The organism is Arthrobacter sp. E70 (genome assembly GCF_058266945.1).
In genome coordinates this window covers 80,624-107,081 of the sequence record NZ_JBYQFR010000004.1, presented here as the reverse complement: position 1 = coordinate 107,081, position 26,458 = coordinate 80,624, and the positions used below count along the sequence as shown (strand labels likewise).

General features: G+C 59.5%; 18 protein-coding genes. 7 read left to right on the top strand and 11 right to left on the bottom strand.

Annotated elements, in window-relative coordinates; all coding sequences use genetic code 11:
* Positions 1-8: 8 nt before the first annotated feature.
* The 3 genes from AC3IMC_RS06105 to AC3IMC_RS06095 all read left to right on the top strand — a co-directional run bounded on the left by AC3IMC_RS06105 (position 9) and on the right by AC3IMC_RS06095 (position 2,260).
* On the top strand, positions 9-1,202 hold the full coding sequence (locus tag AC3IMC_RS06105; RefSeq protein WP_490917505.1) for a levoglucosan dehydrogenase: 1,194 nt from the start codon (positions 9-11) through the stop codon (positions 1,200-1,202).
* Positions 1,203-1,446: 244 nt separating this feature from the next.
* Positions 1,447-1,821 (top strand): PH domain-containing protein, encoded by a 375-nt coding sequence (locus AC3IMC_RS06100; protein WP_490917504.1) that lies wholly within the window; start codon positions 1,447-1,449, stop codon positions 1,819-1,821.
* A gap of 118 nt (positions 1,822-1,939) precedes the next feature.
* Positions 1,940-2,260, top strand: a complete 321-nt coding sequence (locus AC3IMC_RS06095) for a hypothetical protein (protein ID WP_490917503.1) — start codon at positions 1,940-1,942, stop codon at positions 2,258-2,260.
* Positions 2,261-2,307: 47 nt separating this feature from the next.
* Here AC3IMC_RS06095 and AC3IMC_RS06090 read toward each other — a convergent pair whose 3' ends face one another.
* Both AC3IMC_RS06090 and AC3IMC_RS06085 read right to left on the bottom strand, forming a co-directional pair.
* On the bottom strand, positions 2,308-3,303 hold the full coding sequence (locus tag AC3IMC_RS06090) for a nucleoside hydrolase (protein ID WP_490917502.1): 996 nt from the start codon (positions 3,301-3,303) through the stop codon (positions 2,308-2,310).
* A gap of 29 nt (positions 3,304-3,332) precedes the next feature.
* Positions 3,333-4,778, bottom strand: a complete 1,446-nt coding sequence (locus tag AC3IMC_RS06085; protein ID WP_490917501.1) for an MFS transporter — start codon at positions 4,776-4,778, stop codon at positions 3,333-3,335.
* A 149-nt stretch (positions 4,779-4,927) separates the two neighbouring features.
* Between AC3IMC_RS06085 and AC3IMC_RS06080 the strand changes: the two genes are divergently transcribed.
* The 4 genes from AC3IMC_RS06080 (at position 4,928) to AC3IMC_RS06065 (ending at position 8,416) form a co-directional block, all read left to right on the top strand.
* Positions 4,928-5,797 carry a ribokinase gene (locus AC3IMC_RS06080; protein WP_490917500.1) on the top strand — a complete coding sequence of 290 codons (870 nt, stop codon included), beginning with the start codon at positions 4,928-4,930 and terminating at the stop codon, positions 5,795-5,797.
* Positions 5,794-6,312, top strand: a complete 519-nt coding sequence (locus AC3IMC_RS06075; RefSeq protein ID WP_490917499.1) for a GNAT family N-acetyltransferase — start codon at positions 5,794-5,796, stop codon at positions 6,310-6,312. The genes AC3IMC_RS06080 and AC3IMC_RS06075 overlap by 4 nt, the downstream gene beginning before the upstream one ends.
* Positions 6,313-6,345: 33 nt before the next feature.
* Positions 6,346-6,516, top strand: a complete 171-nt coding sequence (locus AC3IMC_RS06070; protein WP_490917712.1) for a DeoR family transcriptional regulator — start codon at positions 6,346-6,348, stop codon at positions 6,514-6,516.
* A gap of 1,012 nt (positions 6,517-7,528) precedes the next feature.
* The gene (locus tag AC3IMC_RS06065; RefSeq protein WP_490917498.1) at positions 7,529-8,416 is read left to right on the top strand and encodes a toll/interleukin-1 receptor domain-containing protein; all 888 of its coding nucleotides are present in this window, start codon (positions 7,529-7,531) and stop codon (positions 8,414-8,416) included.
* Between the two features lie 239 nt (positions 8,417-8,655).
* Here AC3IMC_RS06065 and AC3IMC_RS06060 read toward each other — a convergent pair whose 3' ends face one another.
* The 9 genes from AC3IMC_RS06060 to drmD all read right to left on the bottom strand — a co-directional run bounded on the left by AC3IMC_RS06060 (position 8,656) and on the right by drmD (position 26,430).
* Positions 8,656-9,210, bottom strand: a complete 555-nt coding sequence (locus AC3IMC_RS06060) for a hypothetical protein (protein WP_490917497.1) — start codon at positions 9,208-9,210, stop codon at positions 8,656-8,658.
* Positions 9,203-10,405 (bottom strand): hypothetical protein, encoded by a 1,203-nt coding sequence (locus AC3IMC_RS06055; RefSeq protein ID WP_490917496.1) that lies wholly within the window; start codon positions 10,403-10,405, stop codon positions 9,203-9,205. Before AC3IMC_RS06055 ends, AC3IMC_RS06060 begins: the two co-directional genes overlap by 8 nt.
* A 462-nt stretch (positions 10,406-10,867) precedes the next feature.
* A complete protein-coding gene (locus AC3IMC_RS06050) occupies positions 10,868-11,260 on the bottom strand; it encodes a hypothetical protein (RefSeq protein WP_490917495.1) in 393 nt (130 codons plus the stop codon).
* 384 nt (positions 11,261-11,644) lie between these two features.
* Positions 11,645-12,466 (bottom strand): hypothetical protein, encoded by an 822-nt coding sequence (locus tag AC3IMC_RS06045; protein ID WP_490917494.1) that lies wholly within the window; start codon positions 12,464-12,466, stop codon positions 11,645-11,647.
* Between the two features lie 16 nt (positions 12,467-12,482).
* A complete protein-coding gene (locus AC3IMC_RS06040) occupies positions 12,483-13,259 on the bottom strand; it encodes a phospholipase D-like domain-containing protein (protein ID WP_490917493.1) in 777 nt (258 codons plus the stop codon).
* Position 13,260: 1 nt separating this feature from the next.
* Positions 13,261-15,357 carry a DrmB family protein gene (drmB, locus tag AC3IMC_RS06035; RefSeq protein ID WP_490917492.1) on the bottom strand — a complete coding sequence of 699 codons (2,097 nt, stop codon included), beginning with the start codon at positions 15,355-15,357 and terminating at the stop codon, positions 13,261-13,263.
* On the bottom strand, positions 15,354-19,055 hold the full coding sequence (drmA, locus tag AC3IMC_RS06030; RefSeq protein ID WP_490917491.1) for a DISARM system helicase DrmA: 3,702 nt from the start codon (positions 19,053-19,055) through the stop codon (positions 15,354-15,356). Before drmA ends, drmB begins: the two co-directional genes overlap by 4 nt.
* Positions 19,055-23,224 (bottom strand): Eco57I restriction-modification methylase domain-containing protein, encoded by a 4,170-nt coding sequence (locus tag AC3IMC_RS06025; RefSeq protein WP_490917490.1) that lies wholly within the window; start codon positions 23,222-23,224, stop codon positions 19,055-19,057. The genes drmA and AC3IMC_RS06025 overlap by 1 nt, the downstream gene beginning before the upstream one ends.
* Positions 23,224-26,430, bottom strand: coding sequence for a DISARM system SNF2-like helicase DrmD (gene drmD / locus AC3IMC_RS06020; protein WP_490917489.1), 3,207 nt, complete (start codon positions 26,428-26,430; stop codon positions 23,224-23,226). The genes AC3IMC_RS06025 and drmD overlap by 1 nt, the downstream gene beginning before the upstream one ends.
* Positions 26,431-26,458 lie beyond the last annotated feature (28 nt).

The following is a 26,458-nucleotide window of genomic DNA, read 5'->3' as shown; positions in this document are numbered from 1 at the left end:
ACACGATCATGAAGAATCTTAACGTCGGCCTCATCGGAGGCGGCTTCATGGGCAAGGCACACTCGCTGGCATACTCCGCCATGCCCATGCTTTTCTGGCCCGCCCCGGCCCTCCCCGTGCGCCACACCATCGCCGAAGCCAATGACCAACTCGCCGCCGAGGCAGCCCGCCGCTTCGGCTTCGAGAATTCCACCTCCGACTGGCGCGCGATCATCGATGACCCTGCGATCGACGTCGTCGACATCGCCACACCAAACCACCTGCACGCCGAGATCGCCATCGCCGCGGCACAGGCCGGCAAGCACATCATCTGCGAAAAGCCCCTCGCCCGCACCTTAGAGGAATCCAAGGCCATGTACGACGCTGTCCAGGATGCCAACATCGTGCACATGGTCGCCTTCAACTACCGCCGCACACCCGCCGTCGCCCTGGCCAAGAAGTACATTGAGGAAGGCGCGATCGGTCGAGTCCTCAACTTCCGCGGTACCTACCTCCAGGACTGGTCTGCCGACCCCAACTCCCCCCTGTCCTGGCGCTTCCAAAAAAACATCGCCGGCTCCGGCGCCCTCGGCGACATCGCCACCCACGTCGTCGACATGGCCCGCTACCTCGTTGGCGAATTCTCGTCCGTGAATTCGGTCCTCTCAACCTGGATCCCGGAACGTCCGTTGCAGACCGGGGGCGCGGACGCCCTCGGCAACGTCCGCGGCGGCGAAGGGCCCCGCGGGGAGGTTGACGTGGACGACGAGGTGATGACCATGGTCCGTTTCGCCAACGGCGCGGTCGGCTCCATCGAGGCCACCCGCAACGCGTACGGCCGGAACAACTTCATCACCTTCGAAATCCACGGCACCGAAGGCAGCATCGTCTTCAACTACGAACGGCGCGACGAACTGCAGGTCTGCTTCGCCTCCGACCAAAACGATCGGCGTGGATTCCGCACCGTCTACACCGGCCCGGCTCATCCCTACGGTGAAGGGCTCTGGCCGATCCCCGCCCTGGGAATCGGCTACGGCGAAACGAAGATTATCGAGGCACACGACTTCTTCAAAGCCATCACCGAAGGCGGCACCGTGAGCCCGAACTTTGCCGATGGCTACCAGACAGCACTCATCGACGACTCCATTGTCACTTCGGCAGACAAGGGCGCCTGGGTGGACGTACCTACGGTTGCGGAGCTGACCTCAATATCCAAGAACTAAGGCGAAGCCTGAAGGGGCGGGGCCGTTGTGCCCCTTCAGGCGCGCCTCAGGAATTCCCTGAGCCGGACTCTTCGTCGCAGATCCCGTTTTACCTGGCCAAGTGCCTTATCGCTGCCCGGGCCGGGCACCTGTCGGTGATGCAGCAGTTCCAGTCCCGCCCCCAAGCCTCAGCGCGCCTGAACGTCGATGACACGGAGTTTGAGAGACTGGGCGGGTTCTTGAACCAAGGAAGAGGGGCCTCGTTATGGAGGCAGCAGCAGTAACAACGTGGACGTTCATCGAGGAATGTCCTATCCCACAGGATGTAATGGAGCTGATGCTCCCCGGTGAGCAGCCGGTTGCGGCTTACAGGACGTTCCGGGACAGCGCCATCTTCACCACCAAGCGCATGATTGTCCGCGATGCCCAGGGCATCACCGGCAAGAAGGTGGAGGTGTACTCACTGCCGTACTCCGCTATCAACATGTGGTCTTCCGAGAACGCCGGCAAGTTCGATCTCGACGCCGAATTGGAACTGTGGACCCGGGCTGGTCATATCAAAATCAAGGTCGGCAAGAAGGTGGACGTTCGCCGGCTCGACATGCTGATCGCCCATTCGGTCATCGGGTCGCAGAGCTGACCTGGACAAGATCGAAACGGCGGGAGGATTACGTCCCGCCGTTTCGGTTCCTGCGGTCGGATTGCGGCCCCAAATTTCGACTCTGGTCCGTCGCTGGCGCCGATCGATACGATGAGTCATGAATAGCAAGGACCCGCTGGAATTCCTCCGACAGACCAATCAGCGCCATTCAGAGCAACAACTCGAGTTCGCTTCCAACGTCCTCGAAGCCTTCAATGCCATGCACGACGCCGAGCGCGTGTTGTATCAAGCAAGACGCCGCTACATAGAGTCCTTCAAAAAGGCCAAGGGCGCGGGATGGAAGGCGCAGGAACTACGGGACGCAGGTTTTCCGTCGCCGAAGGTTTCCGTGCTCAAGAGGAGAATGGACTACCGCTGCCTCATGCTACCGCTGGCGGATTCTGCTGAAGGGGCGAACTCGGCGTCAACTCCCAATTAAGGCATCCCGATCGTCCGAGTGTGGGCTGTCATGCCCGACGGGGCGCATCAAGCGACCGATCCCGCCGAGGCGAGTGCCGCCGTCGTGCCTTCAAAGTGGCCCAGCAGCGTCTCCACCAGGTGCGGGGCGAAGTCCTCCTCCAGTGAGAGGACCACACGGCACCGTGCCCCGGACACCGGAGGGTACCCCGCGTACAGCCCGCGCATGTCGCACACGGTCTGCCCACGGCCGGGTCCGTTGGAGGTGTCGACGGCGGCGCGCACCACGGGCGCCAGAGCCGGCTTAACAGCACCAACAGCGAGCGCCGCCGCCAGCGGATCGTGCATCGCTGAGCAGGGCCGGCCGTAGATGCCCTCGTAGAAGCGGAAGTAGTAGCCCAGCATCTCCCCCAGCGCCCGCGGCACCGGCGCAGCAGAAGAAAGCAACTCCTGCCGGTGCGGCTCCTCCAGAACAGACGCCATGGTCACGTCCAGCGGCACTAGGGTCACGTCCCAGTCGGCGGCCAGCACCAGGGCGGCGGCCTCGGGGTCGTGCCAGATGTTCGCCTCTGCCACGGGCGTGATGTTCCCCGGCGCCAGCGCGGCCCCGCCCATCACGGTCACCGACTCCACCAACGACGGCAGCGCGGGCTCCAGCCGCAACGCCTCGGCAATGTTGGTCAGCGGCCCAATCGCCACCACCCGCAACGTACCGGGATAAGAGTGGGCCAGCCGCACCAGCATCTCCGCCGCAGACTCCGCAACAACAGAAGCAGTAGAAGGCGCCAACACAACCTCCCCCACACCATTCTCCCCGTGCACCCACGGCGCCCCGCCGCCAAACGAACCAGCAAGCGGATCGTGCGCACCCACGGCCACCGGCACAGAAGCGGCACCGGCCAACGAAAGCAGGTCAAGAGTATTCCGGGCACCAACCGCGGCACTCACATTCCCGCTGACCGTCCCGATGCCCACCACGGAAGCGAGCGGAGAGGCGAGCAGGTAGGCCAGGGCGAGGGCGTCGTCGATGCCGGTGTCGCAGTCCAGGTAAACGGGGGCAGTCACAATAGGTTCCTTCGCAACAGATAGATGGGTTAGACGGTCTCGCCCTTGGGGGCGGCGACGAAGAGGCTGACGATGAACGCGGCGGCGGTGATGCCCACCGAGATCCAGAGGGCGGTGGCGTACCCGGCGGCCGTGGCCTGCGCGGCGAACGGTGCCACGAGCACGACGCCGAGGCTCGCCCCGATCCCGAACGAGGCACCGTTGATGCCGGGCAAGGCCGCCGGGGCCTCCTTGGGCGACAAAAGCACCGAGAGCCCGTTGATGGCTGTGAGGAAGAAGCCGTTGTAGAAGATGCCCAGGCAGGCAATGGCGATAAACACCGCCACGGGACTGGAAAAAAACACAGCGGCCACCACGGCACACACCAGGCTCAGCGAAGTCCCCAGCCGCAACTTGCGCACCCAGCCTCGCCGGTCCGCCAGCCACCCCGCCAAAGGCGCGGCGAAGACGCCGATCAGCGCGGCGGGGGTGAGGAACAGCAACGCCGAGACGGAGGCGGAAAGCCCGAAACCGCCGTCGTAATCCTGGCTCAGCAGCACCACGGTGAAGTTGATGACCGCGAAGATGCCGGCCAGGGTGAGGACGGTGGTGGCGATGACCGGCCACACCTGGCGGGAGCGCAGGTGGTGCACGGCGATGAGCGGGTGGCTGCGGCGCTTCTCAATGAACCAGAATCCCGCAAACGACAGCACGGTGCCGGCCAGCAGGGCCAGGGCGGTGGGCGAGGTCCAGCCGGCGGCCGAACCGCCGGACACGAAGTACGTCAGGAACACCAGGAACAGCGAGAGGGAGCCGGCGCCCCACCAGTCCATGGCGCCGCGCACCCCAACAGGCCGCCCGGCGGGCACCAGGCGGAAGATGCAGACGGCGGCGATGGCGGTGAGGACGAGGACGACGACGAAGATGGACCGGAAGCCGAGGGTCTCGGCCATGAGCCCGCCCACGTAGCCGTCCACGCCGCCCACTCCCCCGTTGATGGCGGCGATGATGCCCACGGAGGTGCCGAAGACTTTCGCCTGCAGGTTCTCGCTGAGCACGATGTAGGCCAGCGCGAACACGGCGCTGGAGACGCCCTGCAGGAACCGGCCGGCGACGAGCAGCGGCAGGGTGGGCGCGGCGATGCAGAGGATGGTGCCGGCGCCCATGATGCCCAGGACCAGCAGCAGCGCCGGGCGGCGGCCGATGAAGTCGCTCCACCGGCCGATCACGGGCCCGGCGATGGCGCCGGCCAGGAAGAACATGGACTGGACGGGGGCGGCGCTGTCCGCGCTTTCGCCGAAGCTCGCGGCGATCTGCGGCAGCGCGGGTGTCACCATGCTGGCGTTCAGCTGGAAGGACAGCACGCCCAGCAGAAGGGTGGAGATCAGCAGGGCGGCGCGGCGGCCGGAAAGTTTCGCTGCGTCGTTGTCGGGGATTACGACGGCGGCGCCTCCTTGGGCGGGAGGCGCGGCTGCGGCGGGGGTCGGGGTGTTCACATCAAACTCCTTTGTTCGAGCAGAAGGGATCGCCTTTTGTGGCGATTTCGAGTTGTTATACAACCATGTATGACTCACAAGTACAACCATGCGCTACACTTTTTCGAAAGCCCGGCCGCTTCCGGCCCTCCCCCTGAGAGAGTTTTCCCATGAACACAACACGTCCTGCCGTCACCGTGGTCGGCAGCATCAACCTGGACCTCATCGCCACCGCCGAGCGGCTTCCGACGGCGGGCGAAACCATCGGCGGCGCCGTCCTGTCCGAGCAGCCCGGCGGCAAGGGCGCCAACCAGGCCGCCGCCGCCGCCCGCTTGGTAGGCAGTGCCCGGATGGTCGGGGCTGTCGGCCCGGACGCGTCCGGGCAGGGGATGCTCGACGCCCTGGTTGCTGCCGGCGTTGACACCTCCGACGTTGCCGTCCTGCCTCAGCCGACCGGGACCGCGCTGATCGTGGTGGACCGCGACGGCGAGAACCAAATCGTTGTGTGCCCAGGTGCCAACTCGCACCTGTCGCTGGACGGGGTGGAGTTCGGCCCGGAGGAGACGGTGCTGTGCCAGTTGGAAGTCGGACTGGATGTGGTGCTGGAAGCTGCCCGAAAGGCGCAGGGTTTCTTCGTGCTGAACGCGGCGCCGGCCATGGACCTGCCGGCGGAGCTGCTGGAGCGGTGCGACCTGGTGATCGTCAACGAGAGCGAGTACGCCCTGATCCCCGCCCTCGCTGAGGCGAAGCTGGTGGCGGTGACGTACGGCAAGGACGGCTCGGCGATGTTCGAGCACGGCCGGAAGGTGGCCGAGGCACCATCTGTTGCTGTTTCCGTTGCGAACACGGTGGGCGCGGGCGACGCGTTCTGCGTCGCCCTGGTGCTGGCGCTGCGGAGCGGGCTGGACTACAGGCGGGCGCTGGCCGTGGCGAATGCCGTGGGTGCCGACGCTGTGGGCGATCCGTCGTCGCAGCCGGATTTGGCACAGCTGCGCCACTACGTGGAGCGCACGGCTGCTCCTACGGGCGCTTCCTCGTGAGTGTCACGCTGCCGGTGACTGTCACCTTCCGGCGGTCGGTACCGGCGGACTTCCCGGAGGTCCGGCGGATCACCCGCGACGCGTATCTCCGGGCAGGGCACTTCGCCGCCGACCATCCGTACATGAGTGTGTTGGAGGACGTGGAACACCGCGCCGAGCACGCGCAAGTGTGGGTGGCGGAAACCCCCGGGAAGGTGGTGGCGGCGGTGACGCTGACTTTCGCCGGGCAGCCGTACAGCGAGATCGCGCAGGACGGGGAGCTTGAGTTCCGGATGCTGGCGGTGGACCCCGCGCACCAGGGCGGCGGCGTGGGCCGGGCCGTGGTGCGGGAGATCGTGGAGCACGCCCGGCAGCTGCCCGGCATCGGGGCCATCAGCATCACCAGCGCCACGTTCATGCAACGCGCCCACGAGCTTTACCGGTCCCTGGGATTCCGACGTGCATCGGAGCGGGACTGGTACGTCCCGGGCGAGGACGTGCTGCTGTGGGTGTTCACGCTCAACCTCGATAGTTGAGGCTGTCAAAATGGTGGCTTAGCCTGTCGAGACCTGCTTCCGATACTGCACTCCTCCACCATCCGGCGGGACCTGGCAGTCCTGAACGGGCAGGGCACGCTGGCCCGCACCGAGGACGGCGCCATGGTGTTGCGGGGACCAGGAGGTTCACTAAGGCAGCGCCGCGGCGAGACGTTCGTGCAGAAACACGCGATCGGTCGATGAGGCGTCCGTGATCCCACCTGGAGAGAGCATCCTGCTCGACGCCGGCTTCACCATGGTACCCTGGGCCACGAACTACGCCGGTTCGAAAAGCTGTCCGTGACCACCCCGGCAAAACATCATGAAGGAACTCGCGGATTCGGGGAGCATTGAGGTGGGCTGCCTGGGCGGCCGCCTGCGCATCGTCGACCAACGCTTCGTCGGGCACCTGGCCGAGGCAGCCTGGAGCGGATGAGCTTTGACCCGGCATTCCTCTCCGCTCTGGCCGTTACCGCCGAGGAAGGCATTTGCGAAGCTGCCCACGCCCAAACCGCCCTGACAAGCTGCTGACCCGGCGCGGGCGGGACGCGTACGTACTGGCAGCCTCGTCCCGCCTCGGACTGCGGCCATTCCAACGCCTGGGCAAGGTTGGCTCTCCCCCGGGCCCTGGTGACGGACGGCGGCGCCAACCCTAGGCACGTGCAGAAGTTCAAGGATGCCGGGTACAAGTTGAAGTGGCTGCTGTCGAAGGTTGAGCCTGCCGAAAGTAGTTCCGGTGGGTACGCTACTTCATCAACGAGCGAACCCCTCAACGAAATGCGCGTGTACACCTTAATACTGAGCTCAAATACACCTACGAGGACAACTAACTGAAACCCGGGTAACTCAAACCCGTGAGAAAGACGGCTTTAATCAATTCGGGGTGGGGTTCGAGCAGTCGACCGGCGCAAGCTGGCCGCGCCCTTTCCCAACAGCGCTGCCCATGGTGGGCGCTCCACGACGTCACGGCGGAAGCATCCAACCTTGGCCTGCCGCCCTTCCATAAGTGGACACGTTCTAGGGGTGCCCTGGACCTTGCGAGGGACGACAGCTCCTCCTTACGAACAGATGCAAAGGTTCCGAAGCGCGTCGCGGTTGAGGTGGCGACGGTTACCCGTTCAGAGGGCGCCCTTAGGACCGACTCTCTTTGAACCGCTTTTAGTTTCATCAGCCTGTTCCTATAGGATCACCGAAGAAACACTAGTCGGGAGGCAATTTGAAGGTCTTTATCAGTTGGTCGGGCGAAAAGAGCAAGGCGGTTGCCGCTGCCCTACATGAGTGGATACCGGGCATTCTAAACAATGCAAAACCATGGATGAGCGATCTCGATATTGAGTCTGGGCAAGACTGGAACTCACGCATAACAGGAGAATTGACAAATGCGAAGTTCGGCATCATTTGCGTTACCCCCGAGAACCAGGAACGCCCATGGCTGAATTTTGAAGCTGGAGCTATTTCAAAACAGGTGGACGCTGATGACACTCGTGTTGCTCCACTGCTCATCGACTTCAACTCGCCGGCTGATTTGACCGGCCCCATGACGAAATTTCATTCGCGTTTATCCAATGCAGAAGGAATTCGGCGTTTGATATTTGATATGAATACTCAACTTCAAGAACCACTTAAAGAAGAGATTTTGGGGCGCACGTTTCTTGCACTATGGCCCCAACTTGAGGCTCAGCTCCTAGAAATCAACAGCGCACACCCAGAGAAACGCGCCGCACGTCGAGACGAGAGGGAGGTGATGGAAGAAATCCTGAACCTAGTCCGTGGAATACATACAAATATTGGAACAGGCGCCATGCCGCGTAGACGGCAAAAATCAGAGACGGCCAAAGATCTTTCCAAGATCGTCAATGAAATTCTCGAAGTCTACAGATTTCAAGGACGCCACATGACTGGCTGGGATGGTTCGAGATTCGAGGTTACTACAGACACGGCCCTAGATGACGCAATCCGCACCAGCATACGAGAAGCAGCGCTGACGAGTAGCACTCCTTCGACAGCTATTTCCTTCATCGTAGATCCGGACGAACTGGATCAAATGTACGCGTATGTGGAGGCTCAAGGGCATAACCAGCCACGAAGTGAGGGCAACTTGTGACGCCTGATTTCACCCGGCTCCATCCTCGACATACGTTGAGTCCATGGCATCGGCAAGCTTCAACTCAAGAAGTAAGCTAGTGGCTATTCATTCGAGCCGCTAGAGGGCACCGGCACAGCCAGCGGAAATCGGCGCCGCGAAAACGGGAAGTCAAACAGTCGATTTTGCGCGAGCTTGACGAGGAGTCAGGGGCTCTTGACGATATGGCGCTAAAAATCATAATCAACGAGAAGGAATTTTTAGCCGTTCCCCTTGCGCATCCATGGAAGCCAAGTGCCTGGATTGGTTTTTCCTAGCAGCTCAAATTTGCGGTTACGGAGCCAGCCATTGCCGCTGCCATCGAGGAACTCGATTTCCAAAAAAATTTCGGACTTTTCGAACACCTCGCGTGACACGTCAAGTTCTAAGGGAGCATCCCCAGGAGGCACAAGTGAGACTTTTTTCGTAAACGCCAATTCATTTTGAGCATAACCGCGAACGACCAGGTTAAATATCGGGGCCCCTGAAGGATTACACACTCGTGCAAATGTTCGAATGGCACCGCTTCCGAATACACTCCCATTCATGGGGGTGTCCTCCGTTACTATCCACGCAGCAATTTGCGAAGCCTGACGCCGCAGCTCCAGGTTGTTGCGCACCCTGGACTCCCGTCGTTGCTTGTCAAGAGTCAGCAGTGCTGCAAAAGCGGCGAGACCAGCAAAGATAGAGCCAGCAAAGGTCGGCCAATCTCCTGGCGTAAGATCACGAGTGAGTGACGTCCACCAGTCGAAGAAAGCCGTAACCCAATTACTCATGATTAAATTCGAGGTCGAGATCGCGGCCACTTGTGGCCTGCTCAAGCCAAGCACCCTCTCCAACAATCCATTCATCAAATAGCTGCATCTTGTTGTCCAATTGGGCACGAACATAAGTTCGAGCAGTAATTAGACGATACATTTCAGCGATGTTCAGTTCTTCGCATATTAAGTCCCAAACTTTACCATTCGTGACACTAACGCCTAAAACTGCACGGCGAGCCACACACCACGACTCGATGCGACTCAAAACAAAGTCAGCGAAAATTGGACGAGACGCGCGCAGCTTCAAATATTCCGCCAGGAAAGCTTGGAATACCAAACCAATTTCCCCGAGGCAGATTGCGTTGTTGAAGGCCGCGTCGCGAAGGCGATTATTTGCAGAATGGCTTTCAACCGAAGCAAGTAGAAGCAGGCCCTGCTTATCCAATAACATGTATTCGCGCGAAGACTTGAAGTTGAATTGCTCCGCTTTTCGGAAGAGATCATGTACAAGCTCATCGCGCATGGCCCCAGAGGAATCATTACGTATGAGCACTCGGGCAATAGATTGTTTGAAATGCTCTTGCCAGGTCGAAAAGTGATTGGACGCGATTTTCTCGATCCTCATCACCGGAAATTGTTGATACGCAATTCTTCGACCTGCGTCGCCCTCACCGACCACTAAGCGAAGAACTGCTTGAACAACTTCGTCAATTCTGTGGTGGCTGCGAATGTTTCCTAGTTCCGGCCGGTCTGCGAGCGAGTCAATATGCTCACCAATGGCACCCTTCACTTCAACACGCAGGCTCAGTATCCGGGGATAAAACGCAGTCGCAGAAATTGTAATAGACACGCGGGTGCCATCATCGAGTGAAACTAGATATGGAAAACTTGGAGCATGATCAACTAACGGCCAGTCGCTGAACATTTTAGCCATCTTCGAGTGAAAAGCCTTCAGCCAATCCAAGCGAACTGCGGGGTATCGGAACGCTGCTGGGACGTCTATTTTCGCATAGGGAGCTTTAGTGTTACGCAACTGAAAGTAAGGTGATCCATGCAGCGGCAAATCTTCCTTGTGGGTATAAATCACGATCCACGACAGTGCAATTTCCAGGGCTCCACCTTTTTTAGGCGTGGGGTGCGAATTCGTGCCCGCCCCTGCACAAAGGCCTAGGTGCCGCACGAGAAAAATAAGCCTCGCCAGCAACCCCACAGGACAAATCATAGCAAACGGACACCAGGAACCAAAAACTTGCACCACTTTATGTGGCTTTGGTGTCCAACTTCAATATGGCGAGCAGAGGATTAGCACCGTGGAGTTCTTATAGGGCTGTCTATCTATGCTCACCCCCGCATCGCCGCTCCGCATTCGAAGTTGCATCCCAGACCAGCGGCCCACTCGACCGTCATGAAAATCGAGGTTAACTAGCGGCCATTGATTTCTTCTTCGTTGCGCCTGCTTGAGTTGGTGTATCAGCCTGCGGCTGCTGCTAGTGATGAGGTTGCCGTTGTCACAGTGGCAGCGGGTGGGTGCAGAGGGACGCTGGTTCTATGGGCAAGAGTAAGGCCCGCAACGTGCGGCTTGCTGCGGGCCTTGGCCTCTACGGCCCTCGTATGTTTGCTGGGTGCACGCGCTACTATCGTTGTTATCCCTGGCTGGATAACCATGCCTGTTTTAGGCTTTGGATCTTGACTTGCTGCTGAGGGCCGATTTGGTGGCCCCGCGGCTCGTCGTGACTGACGTTTTACCGCTCCGCCTGTTGGTTATGCTAGTGGCTGTTTTGATGTCGGGGTTAGTCTTAATAGTTGCGAGCAGCTGATGGGCCCGTTGGAAGGATAATTCGAGGACTTCTCCTATTTCACGGACGGTGAGTCCTTCGGTTGCCAGTCTTGACGCAGCTTGGCGGCTTTGTTCGGAGGCTTCCGCCTGGAGGCGCGCCGCTTCTTTCGCATTGGCCTTGGCGTCATGGATCAGGTCGTTGAGTTGTGGATTGCTGGTGTCGACCGTTACTTCGACTTCAAAGGAATCTTCCGGTTTTCCTGTGAGCAGAGCCGCGGCGTCCTTCACTAGTTCTCCGACGTCGTCGAGGCGCTTGGCCTGGGTGAACAGTCCAGGAATTTTTGGTACTTCGACTGCCTACCACTTGCCGGCCCTTTCGGCTACAGCAGTGAGTTTCATGAGATGCAGAGCTTTCTAGTTTTTGTGGCGGTTAGCTTAGCTTTTGTCTGGCGGTTAGCCTAGTTTTTGAGGTGTTTGAGGATCTTCTGTGCAGTGATTTCGTTGATTTCGTTGTGACGCGGAATGGCGACCTTAAGTACTTCGACAAGACCCACACGAACGGCTCCTGTAGTCAGGAGCCGTTTAGAGGGAGGATTCGACGCTGCTGCCGAACCACCAATGTAGAACTCGATAGTTGGCGGTGCCGGGAAATCGAGGCCAATTCGCTTGGCGTCACGTCACGTCTGGAGATAGCGCATCCCAAGAACCCAGCAGATCCTTTAGCAGATATAGATCCTTCAAAATCGCAATTTCTGATTTGCCGGCGCTTTCTCTGAGGAGGCCAAAGTTGTCCTCGAGGATTCGACCAGCATCTTCTCTGATTTTCAACGGCGCAAGCTTCTGCGGCCAGAGCATGTGGTCCAGATCGTATCGCATGCTTGGGCAGTCTGCTGGAACATGATCTGAAAACTCCGCAGCTGCCCACGGGCTCTGCGTGACGAATTCGAATGTGCAACGGTCATGCAGATCCTCGTGCCCGATATACTCGTCGTCACCTCGCTCCACAAGCCAGTCGAAGTCCGGGCAAGTTCCAAACGTTTCTGTGTATTTTACCAGCCACAAGAATCGTGCGCCCAGATCGGCGCTCGATCGTGGCGGTCCATGCCCAGCCCCCATGATCCTGGCACACAAAGCCTCCGGCACAACAACTGGTTTGCCGACGACTGTGGCAATGAGCCGCCGAAAGAGATCCTCGTTCTTCCCATCTACAGATCCATTCGGAAGCAAGGCTAGAGCCAAGAGTTCGAGGGCCAACAGTGAAACTTCGCGCCGCGAACCCGCCATTAGGGTGACGAGTTCGGCACCGAAGTCAGCTGAATCTTGGATAGCACTGACAGTCCGGGCCAGCTCGTGGGCGGTTGCCTTAGACCATGTGATCGTGTCTTCGTCAAGGCCTGAGGGGCCACCGTAGAGTGCATTGTCGAGAATTAGCGAGGCTGGATTAGACCATTCCCTTGAGCCTTCTTGTTTGGAACTATTCGTCGAATCCGCCACGACTTAGCAAACCCTTTCATTGTGAGCCGACCACTCTTGGCACGGCAGACTGTACCGGCACAAGCACACCCTGTGCTTCAAACGCTTGGACATCCCTAAGTATCTTCCGTGCCAATGACTCCGAGTGAACCTGCAGCCCCAACTCTACGTTCTTGGAAGAAGCGGCATTACTGAAGTTGGCACTCCCTACAAAGGCCCATTTCGAGTCCACAACTACAAACTTGGAATGAAGCACTTGATACGACCCGTCGGCAGCGTCCGCCAGCGTTAGCAGCTTGCAGCCCGGGATCTTGTGACTAAGCTGAATGCTGAGCTGCACCATGCCGGTTGCTGGCCCGTGCTGACCACCCGGTGTGGCCATTAAAGTAACTGCCACCCCGCGCTCCGCAGCTTCTGCGAGGCGACGGACCATCGCGCTTTCCGGCTGGATATTGAAAGTTGACGCAACGATGGAATCCTTGGCTTTGCCGATCTCATGGAACATCGCAGGAGTGCTTAGCCCCGCAACTTGAGCATGAGCGGGCATAGTCCACACAGTTTCAATTTCCGCCTGGGAATCCTCACGCGCCGCCAGTACCGCGCGGCAAAGGCCCGCTCGAAGGCTGGCCGACGCCTCGTTGAGGCCCGCTTCTTTCAAAAGACTCCCAACCACCTGCACCTTGACGCCAGAAAGTTGCTTCACTGCCAGACGGCAGCTTTGTCCCATATCGAACGCCGCTATCAGCTTCTTCAGTTCAGCCGTAGACAGGATCCGCCCGAGTTCATCGAATGCTCCCCCACTAGCATTCGCCATATCAGTCCGCCAGTAGCGCTTGGAACAGGCTGGGGACTTTCTCGCCCCCAGCTTCGCTCGACGCAGGTAAATCGACCATAAACCGCCGGTCCAGGAACCTGTTGGAGTTTTGGCATGACGTTTCGGAGTTGAACAGGCAGCAGTGGCAGGCGGCGCCGTGTAGGAAGTCTTCCGGGTCCTGGGGAACGCGTTGCCCGCATACCGGGTCCGAAGAACAGCGGGACGCACGCAGCAAGGCATCGCGGATCAACTTCCCGAGTTTTTTCGGATCGCTCAGCGCTACCAGGCCGCCGAGAGTTCCTTCCGAGTCCGGCGCGGTTGTGGAGATCAAGACGCCGGCAGCTGGCTGCAAAACTCCGTCACCCTTCCATGCATAGAGTCGCTCACCGATGCTCGCTGAGCTGTACCCGCTTTGAAGGGTCATTTGACGGATCAGGGCATGCGAGAAGGTGTGGACGGCCCAGAAGCGGGGTGGCGGGAACCGGTCGTCAGGATTACCCGTCTGCGCCGTTTCAGACTGCCGATTTGCCCAGTTTCTGGTGTGGGCCTGGCGATGCCGCTCCCAAATGACGGAAGCCTCGACCTTGGCCTCCCAAGCCGCAACGGTCTCCTCGTCGAATCGAATGAAGATGCCCTCACCGCGATCCTCTGTTGCTGGCACCCACTCCGGCTTGGTCCGGCGAAGTGGGACGACGCGGCCCTTGTGGTCGGAAATCCGATCCAATGCATCTATGCGGGTGAACCCAATAATCGCGTTTACCTTCTTGAGCTTGTTGACCGCACCTACGCCGGCAACGAGCCCACCGGCCCCAGCGGGGGGCGAAACATCCTCGATCTGAAAGTCAGACGTTGCGGCAATCATTGGGAACTGAGCCGGGTCACTCAGGACCCGCCACTCAGGATCGAGCAGCTTTACTTGATCGAACGACGGCGACTCTACGTCAGCCACGTTGGTCAGGTCAGCGCTGCTGGCCGCAAGCTGGATTGCCTCGGTCAGAATAGAGTCGGTGAGATCCTCAACTGGTACTTGGCATTGAGTTTTGATTAGTGTCCGCGCCGCTGCGAGATGGTCGCCGGCCACTGACGCCACCATCGCCAGGTCTGCCGGGTAAAGGGCACCCTTTAGCTCCCGTGCCACCTCGACCGCAGAGCGATCGATCTTGCGCGGCAGCACGAGTGTCGAAACAAGCGAGGAAAACCAGAGATTCGCCGCGCCGATCATGAGTGTCTTGACTTCCTCCGTGCATCCCTTCGGGTCGAACCAGTCGAGGTGAGGGTGCCTGGCCCTGCAGCGTGGCAGCTTGTCGTGAGCGGCGGGTCCATAGGCCTCGTTCATGAACCGAGATTCACGGCAGGACAGGCATGTAATTTTCGTAAGGGTTGAACTTCCTAGGTCCTGGAGTTTGAGGGAGGGCGCGCCGGAGGCCTTGGTGCACTTCACCCCGCGGTGAACCCATTCCTGGTAGGGGAATTCGTCCACATGACCATTTGTGCAAACCAGCAGGAATCGAGCCGGTACCGCAGGGCGGGCCGACCCCTTCTTGTCCGGTTTCGGTGCACCTGTGGCCACCTCGGCCGCTCTCGACCGACCGGTGCAGCCCTCGTGAGTGAATCCCGCTTGGTCAGGGCGGAAGGGGTTGGTGTTTTTGTAGGTGAAGACTGAACTGGACACGCGCGCCAGGCGGTCACATCCTGTGCAGCGCAGCCATTGGGGGAAGACGCGGGCTGGTACCCCGAGGTCTTTGCCTTCGTCCTTGTAGCTGTTCCCGGTGGGCTGCCAGGGGAATGGGCGCAGCTGCTCTACCTGCGGCCCCAGATGGCCCCGCACCACATCTAGGAGTCGTGGTTCGCTGATCGTTGTCTGGTGCTCGCGGCGGGCATAAATTTTGTCCCAAGCGTCGAGTCCGGCCGGCATTACTGTCATGTTTGGGAGATCCACGACGGCGCCCACGCCGGAGGAGTACAGCAGAGCGTTTGGCCGCTGACCGCTCACCTTCGCGCGATTCTTGCTGTTAGAGACTTCGGCGTCACCGAGCGGATCGAGTTCCGCAAGCCCGTCTGGCGTAGTAATTGAATCAGCGACCAGTTCTTCAGTCACTTGGCACCGTCCTCAGCAGGGAAAACCCATTCGACAGCTCCAAGCCTGGCCTCATTTGCCACTAGATTCTCCTTGATCGGGCTCACAAGAATATTGATTTCCGGCTGGACTTCGCGCATGGAGTTTGCCACTCGGAATAGATCGTCCATGTTCTTGGAGTCCAGCTCTTCAGGACTCTTCAACAGGAAGGCGGCCGCGTTCGCGTTCACACTGGTCGGTTTGGTGAAGCCAAGGTCATGACTGGCCTGCTTTGCCCGTGAATCCCAGTGGTTCAACCGCATTTGGATCAGATCCTTGAAACGTTCCGCTTGGTGTTCGTCGGATGCTGATGCAACCCGTTCCAGAAGCCTCGCCACGATTCCCTCCACTGTGGAGTACCGGCTGCTGACCAGGCCGGCCTTCTGCTCGGGATTGAGTGAATCAGCTCCGACTGCCCCCTCAATCACGCGTACCGCAGCTACCAGCAAGCCGGCCACGCCTCGATCCATCGATGTCTCTGAGTACGGAGTCACCGATAGCGGCTCCACCTGTGAGTAGAAGGTGTCGTGATAGTGCTGAAACTGCTCGAAATGCGCTAAGTCGCGGGGCCGGGTCCAGTTCCCGAGCGATACAACGATTCCCGGCTTGCTCGCAACTCGGCCCACACGGGACGACGCCTGAATGTACTCAGCAGTGTTCTTCGGTTGCCCGACAACGAGCATGAGACCCAGCCGTCCGACGTCGACTCCCACCTGCAGCATCGACGTCGCCAGGACCACGTCATACGGGTACGTCCTCTTCTTGTCAGACTGCGCGCTCCTGCCTGAATCACGCGCTTCCTTCCAAGCTTTACGAGCGGCTGTGGAGTGGACTTCAGGATCAAACTCAGTCGCCAGCTTGTCCAGTGTCGTTTTAATGTCGTCCGAGGAGATTCTAGAGGTGAGTTCTCCATATTGGAGTTCCCAACCCATGATTCGCTGGGCAAACCCCGAGTCTTCCCGTGGCCTACCGACTGCGGTGGTCACGTCATCTGCCACATAGCGGCTCATGCCGGCCAGTTCCCTGGTGGCACTGAAATAGCCGACCAGGGTCATGTATGGATCGGCGGCTTCCCCGAAGTCATCCAAGACTTTCTGACCGGCAAGGAGCAGCAAGGATGCAAGCGTTATTTCCGCGGTCGTAAGACGCACACCTTGCGCGCAGACCCCGATATAGCGACGGCCTGGGTTCTTCTCCGAGACTGGGAGTTCTTTAGAGAAGAAGGTGTCCTCAACGTCCAGCACCTGCGGCGGAAACACACTCGGCGTGCGCCCGTACAGAGCGCGAACTTGCTCGTGCGCGTTTCGCACCGTCGCCGTGGACGCGACGATGAGCGGCCGCACTTCGCGTCCTTCGGCATCCATCCAGGAGCTGACGACGTCGATAACGGATTCGAAGAGTCCGACGGCGGTCCCTAACGCTCCGGCGATGAGGTGGAGCTCGTCCTGGATAATGAGGTCCGGCGGCCGTAGACGGTCGCAGTCGATAACGTCGGCTACAGGCAGCGACCCTTTAGCATTGTGCCTCTCTGCCCCGCCGCAAGACTTGGTATCCGCGTGGACGTAGCCGTGACGCTCACAGAACTTTCGGACATATCCGAAGAGACTTGCGGCTTCGCCTTCACGGGAGAGGCGCGCAAACTTGTCAACGGTGCCGAGCAGGAAGGTGGGTGGATGCCGGTAGATCTCCTCATCCACAGTCAGGATCGGCAGGCCGGGATTCTCCCAATTACTGCTCCTGCCCTTCGTGAACGGGCACTCTTCCTCGTCATCGCCGCAATAAACAAAGACTCGCTGCCGGTCCGCGTCCGCTTCGACGTGGCTTCGACCGTTAATGGCCGTCCCGCACCAGGGGCAGCGGCTGACCTGAAGAACAGTGAGCCCATGTGCCTTGGAACTGTTGTTGGCGCGGACCTTGTCGATCTGTTCCTTGGCATCATCAAAGCGCTTCGGGCTAACGTTCATGCCCACCCAGAGCCCGATGGTGAATGGAACGGTCCCCCACTTGCCTGGATCACCCTGCCTGATCATCTCCGCAGCACAAACTAGGGCTGTGGCACGTTGAAATTGCTGAGCAGTCAGCAGCCTGAGGGTATAGCGCATGAGGACAGCTACGCCGGACTCCCCATCCAACTGCACCGCCCCGTCCTCGGTTTTGAGGTTCCCTTGCCGGCGCCTGATGGCGAAAGTGAATGCAGCAAGGCCGAGATATGCTTCGGTTTTGCCACCACCGGTGGGGAAGAACAACAGCTCGACGTTGGCGGCCGCACTGGACCGCCGTGCGTGATGCGGTTCCACCATCGATGGTATTTGCATCAGGATGAAGGCGAGCTGGAATGCGCGCCAAGCAGGCGCGCGGTAGTCTGGGGCAGCCAGCACATGTTTCTTTGAACCCTCGAGAGAACCAGCATCCCCGGCGGCGCGTGCCTGGGCCACCTGGGACTGGAAACGCTGGTCACGCATCGCAGCGTTCATGAAGCGGAAACAGTCGAGGGCTGTTTTGTTGTCGGCCAAATACTGTATTCCGGCAGCGAGGCGCTGCCGGGCGAAATCGGCTTCGGCGATGAGGTCCGTCGCAGTCCGTCGCAGGTTTTCAGGAAGAGCCTTCGAACTCGACTCTTGTCCAGCAAGCCATTTGGCATATCCGTCGACCAAGGGCATGAGCGCAGGTACAACCTCGTCCGAGCCAATCTTGGCAAGTACATCCATGTCAAGTTCAACGCTCTTAAAGGAAGGGGCCTGCGTTTGCGGGATCTCGGCAATGGGGAGCCACGAGGTTTTCACGGAGGTTGCTCGCCGGGCGTCCTTCGCCACGGTCCAAGTGACGGAGCAGGTGCGTCCAACTGCAAACTCCAGCCGGTTGCGGTACTGCAGGGCCAATGCCCTTTCTTCATCGTCAAGGTGTGTCGGGATGTCATGTATGACGTAGTCGTGGCTCGGTAGGAAAACTGCGGAACCGTCCACCGCTGTTACTTCCATATGAGTTTGGAAGAGCCAGTCGTACAGAGGAATCTTGGAGGAGGTCGGCAGGTCATTGCACAGCGCCAATTCGATCAGCTGTGTGCCGTCATCCTGCAGATACCTGTCGACCTGGAGAACGACGGGCTTTGAGAGGTCCACGCGTTTCGTCACGCCCGGTTCAATGTCGTCCAACTTCAGCGTTTCTTCAATTTTGAAGGGTTCCCGCTGGTACACCCTCCGAGCCTTTTTGGGGGTAACCCCAACCGATGTTTCTGAAGGAATCTCGGGCGCCTCAGTACTGGTGTTGTAGCGGCCCCATGACGCGGTGACGCGAACGGCATCTACATCCGCGGCGAGCTGGAAGCGGATCCCCATGGACGAGGGTGCCATGAGCCCCTTCTTGACCGTTTTGACGCCGGAGTCGTCCGCGTCTTCGGTTTCGTCCTCGTTGTCCTGTTCCGCTTCGACGACGACGCCACGTTGGGCCGTGGGATCCGCCAGCGCCAGACGTTGTGATGCTTGGTCATCCGGGTCCTCAGGCGACAGGACAACCTTTCCCCTCACCACATCCGGTTCCAAGGACGACGGCGCCAATGCACCAACAAGATAGGCGTCCCGCGGACTCTGAGCAAGAGTCTCAGTTTCCCCGAGGCGCGGACCTAGCAGGTTCAGCCGCAACAGGTCAACAAATTCCTCGCGAGCCTCGAAGGAAGTTGACATCAGAAAATCATCTCCTGATCTTCAGCCAGCTTAGGGGGCTTTTTCCCAGTCGCGTGGGGTCTGGACCTGCCAGAGGTGCCGTTCTGAGCTTCCAGCTCGGCCCGTCGGTGATTTTCTTCCAGCAGGCGATCCAGAATTTCTTGGCGAGCTATGGGGCCGACCGTCCACCGCTCAACCTTCTTGTAGGTATGGAAGTCATGACCGAGTGCCAAGTCGTCCCACCCATACGCTTCCAACACCGCGGCATCAATTTCGCGGTGAATGTCCCTGATACGGTCTACACTCGAATAGCCCACAATTGATGAATCATTGACCTTGCTGTATAGCTTTGTGAGACCGATTCCCCAATCCCGCATTAGTTCCGATCGTTCCGCATGTAAAACTGCCCCCATTTTTTCCAAACGATCAGTATATCGAGGCCGAGGAAATGGTTCGTAAATAGCCATGGGCGAGTATGTTATATCTTTTTTGAGCGTAGTACTGTATTGCATAGCCCAAACCTGGTGAATACTCGACGCTAGGACTGCAAACTCTGCACGTGCATCCGTTGCAAAGATTACAAGTTTCTCATCCAGTGTTTGGCGCGACGGTACAATGGCCACGGCCAGCGTACTGCTTACACGCGCGATGGCAATTACGTCGTCCAACTCTTTAATGGTCCTATACAAACCTTGCCTGGCGTTCCAGTGCTTCCACCACTCAAAAACCATCCGGGGGTACTTCTTTGGATCTTTGGTAATCCGTTCAGGGCGGACTCGATCCTCGACGAGTTGCCAAACGGCGGGGAAGCGCCTTGCCTCCTCCTCTGAACGCTCACCAAAGTTGATCACCCATCGACGGGCCACACCATTAGGAGTGCTGTTCAAGTCGTCACCATTAAGATGAGGCGTAACAACAGCGGAATTTCGCTGGTCTTCTGATATGAGAGCTTGGGCTTCAGATTCGGAAATGAAGAAACCAGTTCCAAGCACGAGAGATCCTTGAAAAGCTCTACCCTTGTTCTCTTGCAAAGGAATCGGATCGCCACTTGCTCTTCCCTCAACTGAAAGATAAGAAGTGACCCTACCTTCAACGCCGTCCGCTTCTGAACGGGCAGCCGAAGCAAGAGGTTGCAAGCTACCCCAGACAGCCGCGAACTCAAGTGCGGCGGATCTGGCAGGCCAGGGGGAGCTTTGGATCGCGCGCGTAATTGTGAATCCACTGCTTACCATCGAATCCAGCGCAACCTCTCTGGTATCGCCCTGAGCAATGGTGTTTGTTGCTATCAGCCCTAGAACTCCCTGCCGCGCCCTGAGGAGAGCTTGAGCTCGAAGAAAAAAGTAAGCGACCAAGTCGGCACTTCCCGTTCGGCCCTCCGCAATGATGTTCAGAAGCCATAAACGGAAATTCATTCCTGCCGTCGGGCTTATCTTCTTTCCACCCAAGAAAGGCGGGTTCCCGATAATGGCGTCGAAGCCACCATGGTTGATCATTACGTCAGGCACCTCTATCACCCAGTGAAGCGGCTTCCATTGCTGGTAGTCTGTGTCCGCGGTGGGGGTAAGACCTGCCCTTATTATGTCGTCCAGCATCGCTGGTTCAGCATCTGCGGCCGCATTCGGAAACGCCTTGAGAATTGCCAGCGATAAGTTCTCGTAGGCATCATCGGTCAGCGGTCCAGGCCGCCCGCCAACTTTTAGACCTGCCGCAATGACTCCATCTGCGACGGTGCGTAGTCTGTTCGTAATTGCCTTTGATTCCGCCAGCAGCACTTTTTTGTGTTTAGCACTCCTCTGCGGATCGAGTTCGGCTTGGTCGGCAATCGGCGTGGCCAGTTTGGCTCTGATGTCGGCCGCCTTCCGCAACGGGGCTTCGATATCCATGGTGAACCCAGGATTAGTCAGCCTTTGCGATGATGGATTGATGTGCAGTCCGCGAAGCTGCTTAAGCTCGGTCAGGCCGAGGAGGGAGTTGCCGTGCAGGACCTTGTCGTCGACGAAGCTGAACGGTTTCTTAGGGTCCAGGGACACTAGCCAAAGCGACAGTTTGCACATCTCTACAGCCATCTCATTGATGTCGGCACCATAGAGGCACTGGGATACCACTTCGCGGATGGCAAGGTTGAGATCACGACCTGATGCGTCCTCGCTCGCCGCCCATTCCATCTGCCAGGCTTCGAGCAGGCGTTCACCTAGATAACGGGCTGCAGCCACCAGGAAGGCCCCCGAGCCAACGGCGATGTCGGCAATGCGCAAATTCAAGATTTCGGTCGAGCTCTTGAGTTTCCACAGTGTCGAATCGGCAGTCTGCAGCGGTCCCGGCTCATAACAGAGCGGCTGCAGAGCGTGCAGAACGACCTCTTCTGCGAGGGATCGGGGCGTGTAGTGGGCACCGGCATTTGCCCGTGACTTGGTTTCCTCAACAACAAGTCCGCCTTCCGGCACCACGTACGGGATTCCCCGGAGGTCCCGGCGGATGAGGTTTCCCCAGCTCGCAATCTGCTGGCGCAGTTTGTCATCCTCCACCAGGTGCCGGATTTTGAGATCCACCTCAGCGTTCTGCACGGAATCAATATCCGAGAGGATTTTCGCCAGCTGCGCCGGAGACTTTGCCACAGCGCCAGGCTGGGCCTTTTTCCAGAAGTCGATCAGCTTTTTAGCCAGGGCGAGATCGTCGCCATCAGCCGCCAAGTAAAGCTCCTCCAGCTTGTTGAGCGTGATCTCTGGCTCAGATCCAGCTTTGCCAACAACGCCGAGGACGATCTCGCCTTCGGGAACGCGTGCGGCGGTGTAGCCGAGCAGGCCTTCGTAGATATAGCCGATCTGTTCCACGTCAATGTCGCGGAATGACAGTTTTTGTTCAGTGGCCGTCCGCCCGCTCCCTGTTACTGCGTACTGAACGGAGCGCAGAACTTTCAGCATGACCCGGTCGCTGATGCGAATGGGCAACCCGACCGTTCCGGTTCCTTCCATCCACGGGAAGCGTTCGGGATCGAAAAGCGAGCCGCCGTATGCAGGCATGCGGACGTCGTCGAAGGAAGCGCCTTCATACAGTGCGGCGCTGACCGCCAGCAGGCGGTGCCACACTTCAGTGCGCTCCAGCGACTCGTCGCCGTCGTATCTCCTGCGTTCCTCGAGCTCGTCCAGAAGTCCGGCAACTGAATAAGCCGTCCTGTACATCTCTCCGGCCGGCATGAGACCGCGCTCTTCGGCGAAAAGGAGGAAGACCACCCGCATCATTACTGTCACGGCGGCCTCGTAGGCATTGTGTGTCTCAGCGGGCAGAGGGTCCGGCAGCCCGAGTCTCCGGGCGTTCCGGGAACTTTCGGAAAAAGCCTGAACCAGGAGTTCCACAGCACCCCGGACCTGGGTGCCCAGAGACTCCGTGATCTGCTCCGCGTCCAGCAGGCTGTCTGCAATGAGTACGTCGAGGCGGCTGCTTTCGTCAGCCCCCGAAAGAGTCTTGAGGCTGACGAGGTTGACGTATGCGTCTCGCGCCAGGAGGTCGCTGGCCCAGTTCAGGGCGTCAGTGATTCCGCTGCCGATGGTCGAAACGTGGCTGGCGTCTTTACGTGTATCGGCCCAGACCACGGACCACCACCGGCCGTCGGTGACAATGCCGCAGGCAATTTCAGCGGCCCGCAGCATTTCGCCCATTCGGTCGACGAGGTTGGCGGACCAGCCGTCCTTACCGTCCTGGCGCAGGCTGTCCACGGGGTCGACTGTCAGAAGAAGCGCGTGGGGTTTCCCTTCCCGCAACAACCTTCCGGTAGCCGATGTCCTGACAGCACCGTTCGGGCTGTAAGCCGCGTATTCGGGAAGTGGAGCGGTAAAGATGTCAAGCCGGTCTCCCCACTTGGCCAGGTCGCGAAGTACGAAGGAAACCCATTCGGCTTGGATGTCGCGGAAGAGGGCATGCTGGTTTTCAAGGCGATCCGCAGCACTCGAAAGACCGCTGAGTGCGCCGAGGCGGGCAAGGTCCAAGGCGTCATAAGCCTTGACGAAGTCGGCAAAACGGAGCCTGAAACCTTCGTGCGCCTCAGCAGAGAGCCGCGGTATGACGTCACCCCAGGTCTTCTTGGCCACAGGAACAGAAATGAAGGGGCCCTCGGTGTCAAAAGCCTGAATCCAGGTCTGGTGAGACTCCTGCGCCTTTTTTTGCAGAGACTTACGTGCGGCAGTGTTCAGCATTACTTCGCCCACCTCTGCCGGGCTTCCTCGACGCTGAGCTGGGCGTCTTCAGGAGTCAGTGCGAAGACGACGGCAGCCGCCAGGGTCTGCGGGCTGACATCCTGGTATCTGCGCTCCACCGTCGCGAGCTCCTTTTCTTTTTCACTTTCCAGTGCGTCAAGTCGCACCCTGATTCGCTGAACATCCTGCTCGCGCTGACGTTTCTCAGCGTCGTCCCACAGGGGTATGTTCATGTCATCTTCCGCTTCCTTCAACCCGGTCAGTGTCCCCTGCAGGGTGTCCTTGAATCGGTTGAAGATATCCTCGACACGCTTGCGATCTTCGGCCCGCCTGGCCTCCAGTGAGCCGCGGACTTTGTCCGCACGTTTGGAGGCTGTTTCATCCACGATCTGCTGGACTCGCTGCTTCATCGATATGGATTCGGCCTCGCTGTTCCAGATCTCGGCCAGCGCGAGGCGATGGGGCTCTGGGGCGGCAACCAGGCGCCCGGCGTCGAGTGCATCCGCCAGTAGCCTTTCAACATCACCTTGGGCGATGGCTTGGCGCCGGTTGAGACGTGTGGCCGCGAAGAACACTTCCTCGTGCAGCCGGAGACCGCCTTTGCCGACCAAAACCAGGCGGCTGGCGGCCGAGACGAACGACTCTTTCAGACCCTCCACCACGACCGCGCTGACCCGGCTGATCCGAGCGTCCGGGATCCACATCTCTGAGCGCAGAATTCTGGACGAGCGCTGCACGAGCGGGTGACCCAAGTGGACATGCACGAGGTCTTTGTCCTGCTTGGCTCCTTCCGCGTCGAAAGTGATTTTTCGCGGCTGTCCGGGGTTCAGTCGAGTGGTGAGTGCTTCGACGGTTCGTGACCACCGAGGCTCGAGCACTGGAACCTCAAAAACGGGCGCATCGGTCTCTTCACTGCCGGACTCCTCTAGCGCTGGTTGATGATCCATCTCAAGCGCTGTTTCCACGACCCGCTGGAGATTCTCCGGCGTAAGGTGCAGTTCGCCGCGGTTCTTGTGCAGCCCTTCTTCCAGGTTGGTAAGTTTCCGGTTCAGCTCCTGGCCGCCGGCGAGCATGGCGTTGATGGTGGCTTCGGCAGTGTTCTTCTTCGGTGTCGCCTTCGGAATATCCCAGCCTCCGAGCTGCCGCTGAATATCCGGGGCGACTACTTCGTTGGCGGAGCCGAGGTCGCTTCGGACGCGTGCGATCTTGTCCGCGATCCGCGCCAAGAATGCTGCGTCTCCGCTGAGGAGCGCTTTGGATTCCCCGGTGGGCGTGAAATGAAAGACCTCAGGGTTGTGGGTTTGGCCGTATCGGTCGATCCGGCCGATACGTTGCTCGAGACGCGTTGGGTTAAACGGGATATCGAAGTTGATCAGACGGTGACAGTGTTCTTGCAGGTCGATGCCTTCACCGGCGGCATCTGTGGCTAAAAGGATGCGAACGGGTTGCTCAGACGGAGGGGCGTTGAATCGCGCGCGGATGAGCTCTCGCTCTTCTTTGTCGGTGGCGCCCTCGATAACCTCGAGCCGCCCATCCGTGTAGCCATTGCTCTGAAGAACATCGCGGATCCAATTCAGGGTGTCCACGTACTCGGTGAAGATGACCACCCGTTCGTCGGTCCACAGCGTGCTGCCATTCGGGCCGGCGGTCCGGCAGACGCCGTCGAGCCATTTGACTACTGTGTGCAGACGGGAGTTCGCACGGCCTTCGTAGTCACGCCCCCATTCAGCCAGCTCTTGGAGGAGTTGGCGGTCCTCGGCGGACAACTTCTGCCCGGAGCGTGCAGCCTCGAGCGCCTGCATCTCAGGGTGCTCCAGAAGGCCCTCTTCCTCATCGGCCGCTTCCGACCCCAGAGTTTCGTCATAGCCGGAAGCCTGGTTGGCGAACTTCCAGTCATTCGTTGACACGAAGGCGTCAGCGGTCATCGCAAAGGCCGGAGGGGAAGAAAAGAATCGCTTTTTCAGGAGCAACGTCACTAGGTCGCTGGAGCCCGTCCGTTGCTTCACAGCCTTGTCACGCCTGCTGGTGAACTCGAGCAGCCGCTCGTAAGCATTCGCCTCGTCGTCAGAGGGAGTATAGGGAAGCGCCTTCACCTCTCGGGGTTTGAAACCTTTTTCCGGGAGATCGTCCTTACGGCGGCGGATGGCGACCGCTTTAAGCGCCTCCTGGTCCAGCCGTGCACCTCTGGCAAAACGACGCGGATCGATCATCTCCATAAGCGCTGTAAACGACTCTGCGTAGCCGTTGTGTGGTGTGGCACTGAGGAACAGACGGTTCTCACAGGCCTCGGCAAGTTCACGGACGGCGATGGTCCGAAGGCTATCGACGGCATAACCACCCCCGCCCTTGCCCGATGGGGAGGACGGGGCGACGTGGTGCGCTTCATCCACTACGAGCACGTCGAAGGCGAACTGCCTCGCATTTGCTGTGTTCCTGACTTCGGAGTAGATGTTGCGAAGCATCCGCTGGGCGCGGGGCTGTGACAGCCAAGCCATGGACACAATGGCGCGGGGGTAGAGCAGGAATGGGTTGGCCTGCGGACCGTATGTCTTCTGCGCTGCGACGATGGACTCGCTGTTGATGATCTCGAAACGAAGACCAAACTTCTCTTCCATCTCGTCCTGCCACTTCAGGCAGAGGCTGGGCGGGCAGACCACAAGGACCGTTCGGGCGCGGTGGCGGAGGAGGAGCTCCTGCACCACGAGTCCGGCTTCGATAGTTTTGCCGAGTCCAACGTCGTCCGCGAGCAGAAGGTTCGCACGGCTGGACTCGAGTGCACGGCGCAGCGGGTCGAGCTGGTATGCCTCAACGTTGGCGGCACTTCTGAACGGGGCCTGGAAATGCTTGGAGTCGGCGGACGTGACGGCTCCCCAGCGAAGCGCGTCGATGAAGGCGGCGAGGGTCTCTGGATCATCGAAGCGGTCGGCGTCGATCTTGTCGGGCAGGTCCTTGTTCGGGACCAGCATCCTCCCTGGTTCGAGCTCCCATACGACCTTAAGCTCGTGTCCCAGACGATCATCCTCGACCGACTGGAGGGCCACAGCATGCTGACTGGCTTGGATACCTTCATCAGCTGGGCTTCGCATCAGCCCCTGTCGTTCGACGTCGGTGACAACCCACCGCGATCCTCTGACTTCGACGAGCTGGCCTTCCGTTGGAACGCCTGTGGCATGTGACGTCCCTGTCACGACGGCATCAACGGTCATGTACAACCCCCATTTAGTTTTCTCACTG

Excerpts from the sequence above, each read along its gene's own strand:
- AC3IMC_RS06105 (WP_490917505.1), top strand. The coding sequence starts at position 9 with ATGAAGAATCTTAACGTCGGCCTCATCGGAGGCGGCTTCATGGGCAAG.
- AC3IMC_RS06100 (WP_490917504.1), top strand. The coding sequence starts at position 1,447 with ATGGAGGCAGCAGCAGTAACAACGTGGACGTTCATCGAGGAATGTCCT.
- AC3IMC_RS06095 (WP_490917503.1), top strand. The coding sequence starts at position 1,940 with ATGAATAGCAAGGACCCGCTGGAATTCCTCCGACAGACCAATCAGCGC.
- AC3IMC_RS06080 (WP_490917500.1), top strand. The coding sequence starts at position 4,928 with ATGAACACAACACGTCCTGCCGTCACCGTGGTCGGCAGCATCAACCTG.
- AC3IMC_RS06060 (WP_490917497.1), bottom strand. The coding sequence starts at position 9,210 with ATGAGTAATTGGGTTACGGCTTTCTTCGACTGGTGGACGTCACTCACT.
- AC3IMC_RS06040 (WP_490917493.1), bottom strand. The coding sequence starts at position 13,259 with ATGGCGAATGCTAGTGGGGGAGCATTCGATGAACTCGGGCGGATCCTG.
- drmA (WP_490917491.1), bottom strand. The coding sequence starts at position 19,055 with ATGTCAACTTCCTTCGAGGCTCGCGAGGAATTTGTTGACCTGTTGCGG.
- AC3IMC_RS06025 (WP_490917490.1), bottom strand. The coding sequence starts at position 23,224 with ATGCTGAACACTGCCGCACGTAAGTCTCTGCAAAAAAAGGCGCAGGAG.
- drmD (WP_490917489.1), bottom strand. The coding sequence starts at position 26,430 with ATGACCGTTGATGCCGTCGTGACAGGGACGTCACATGCCACAGGCGTT.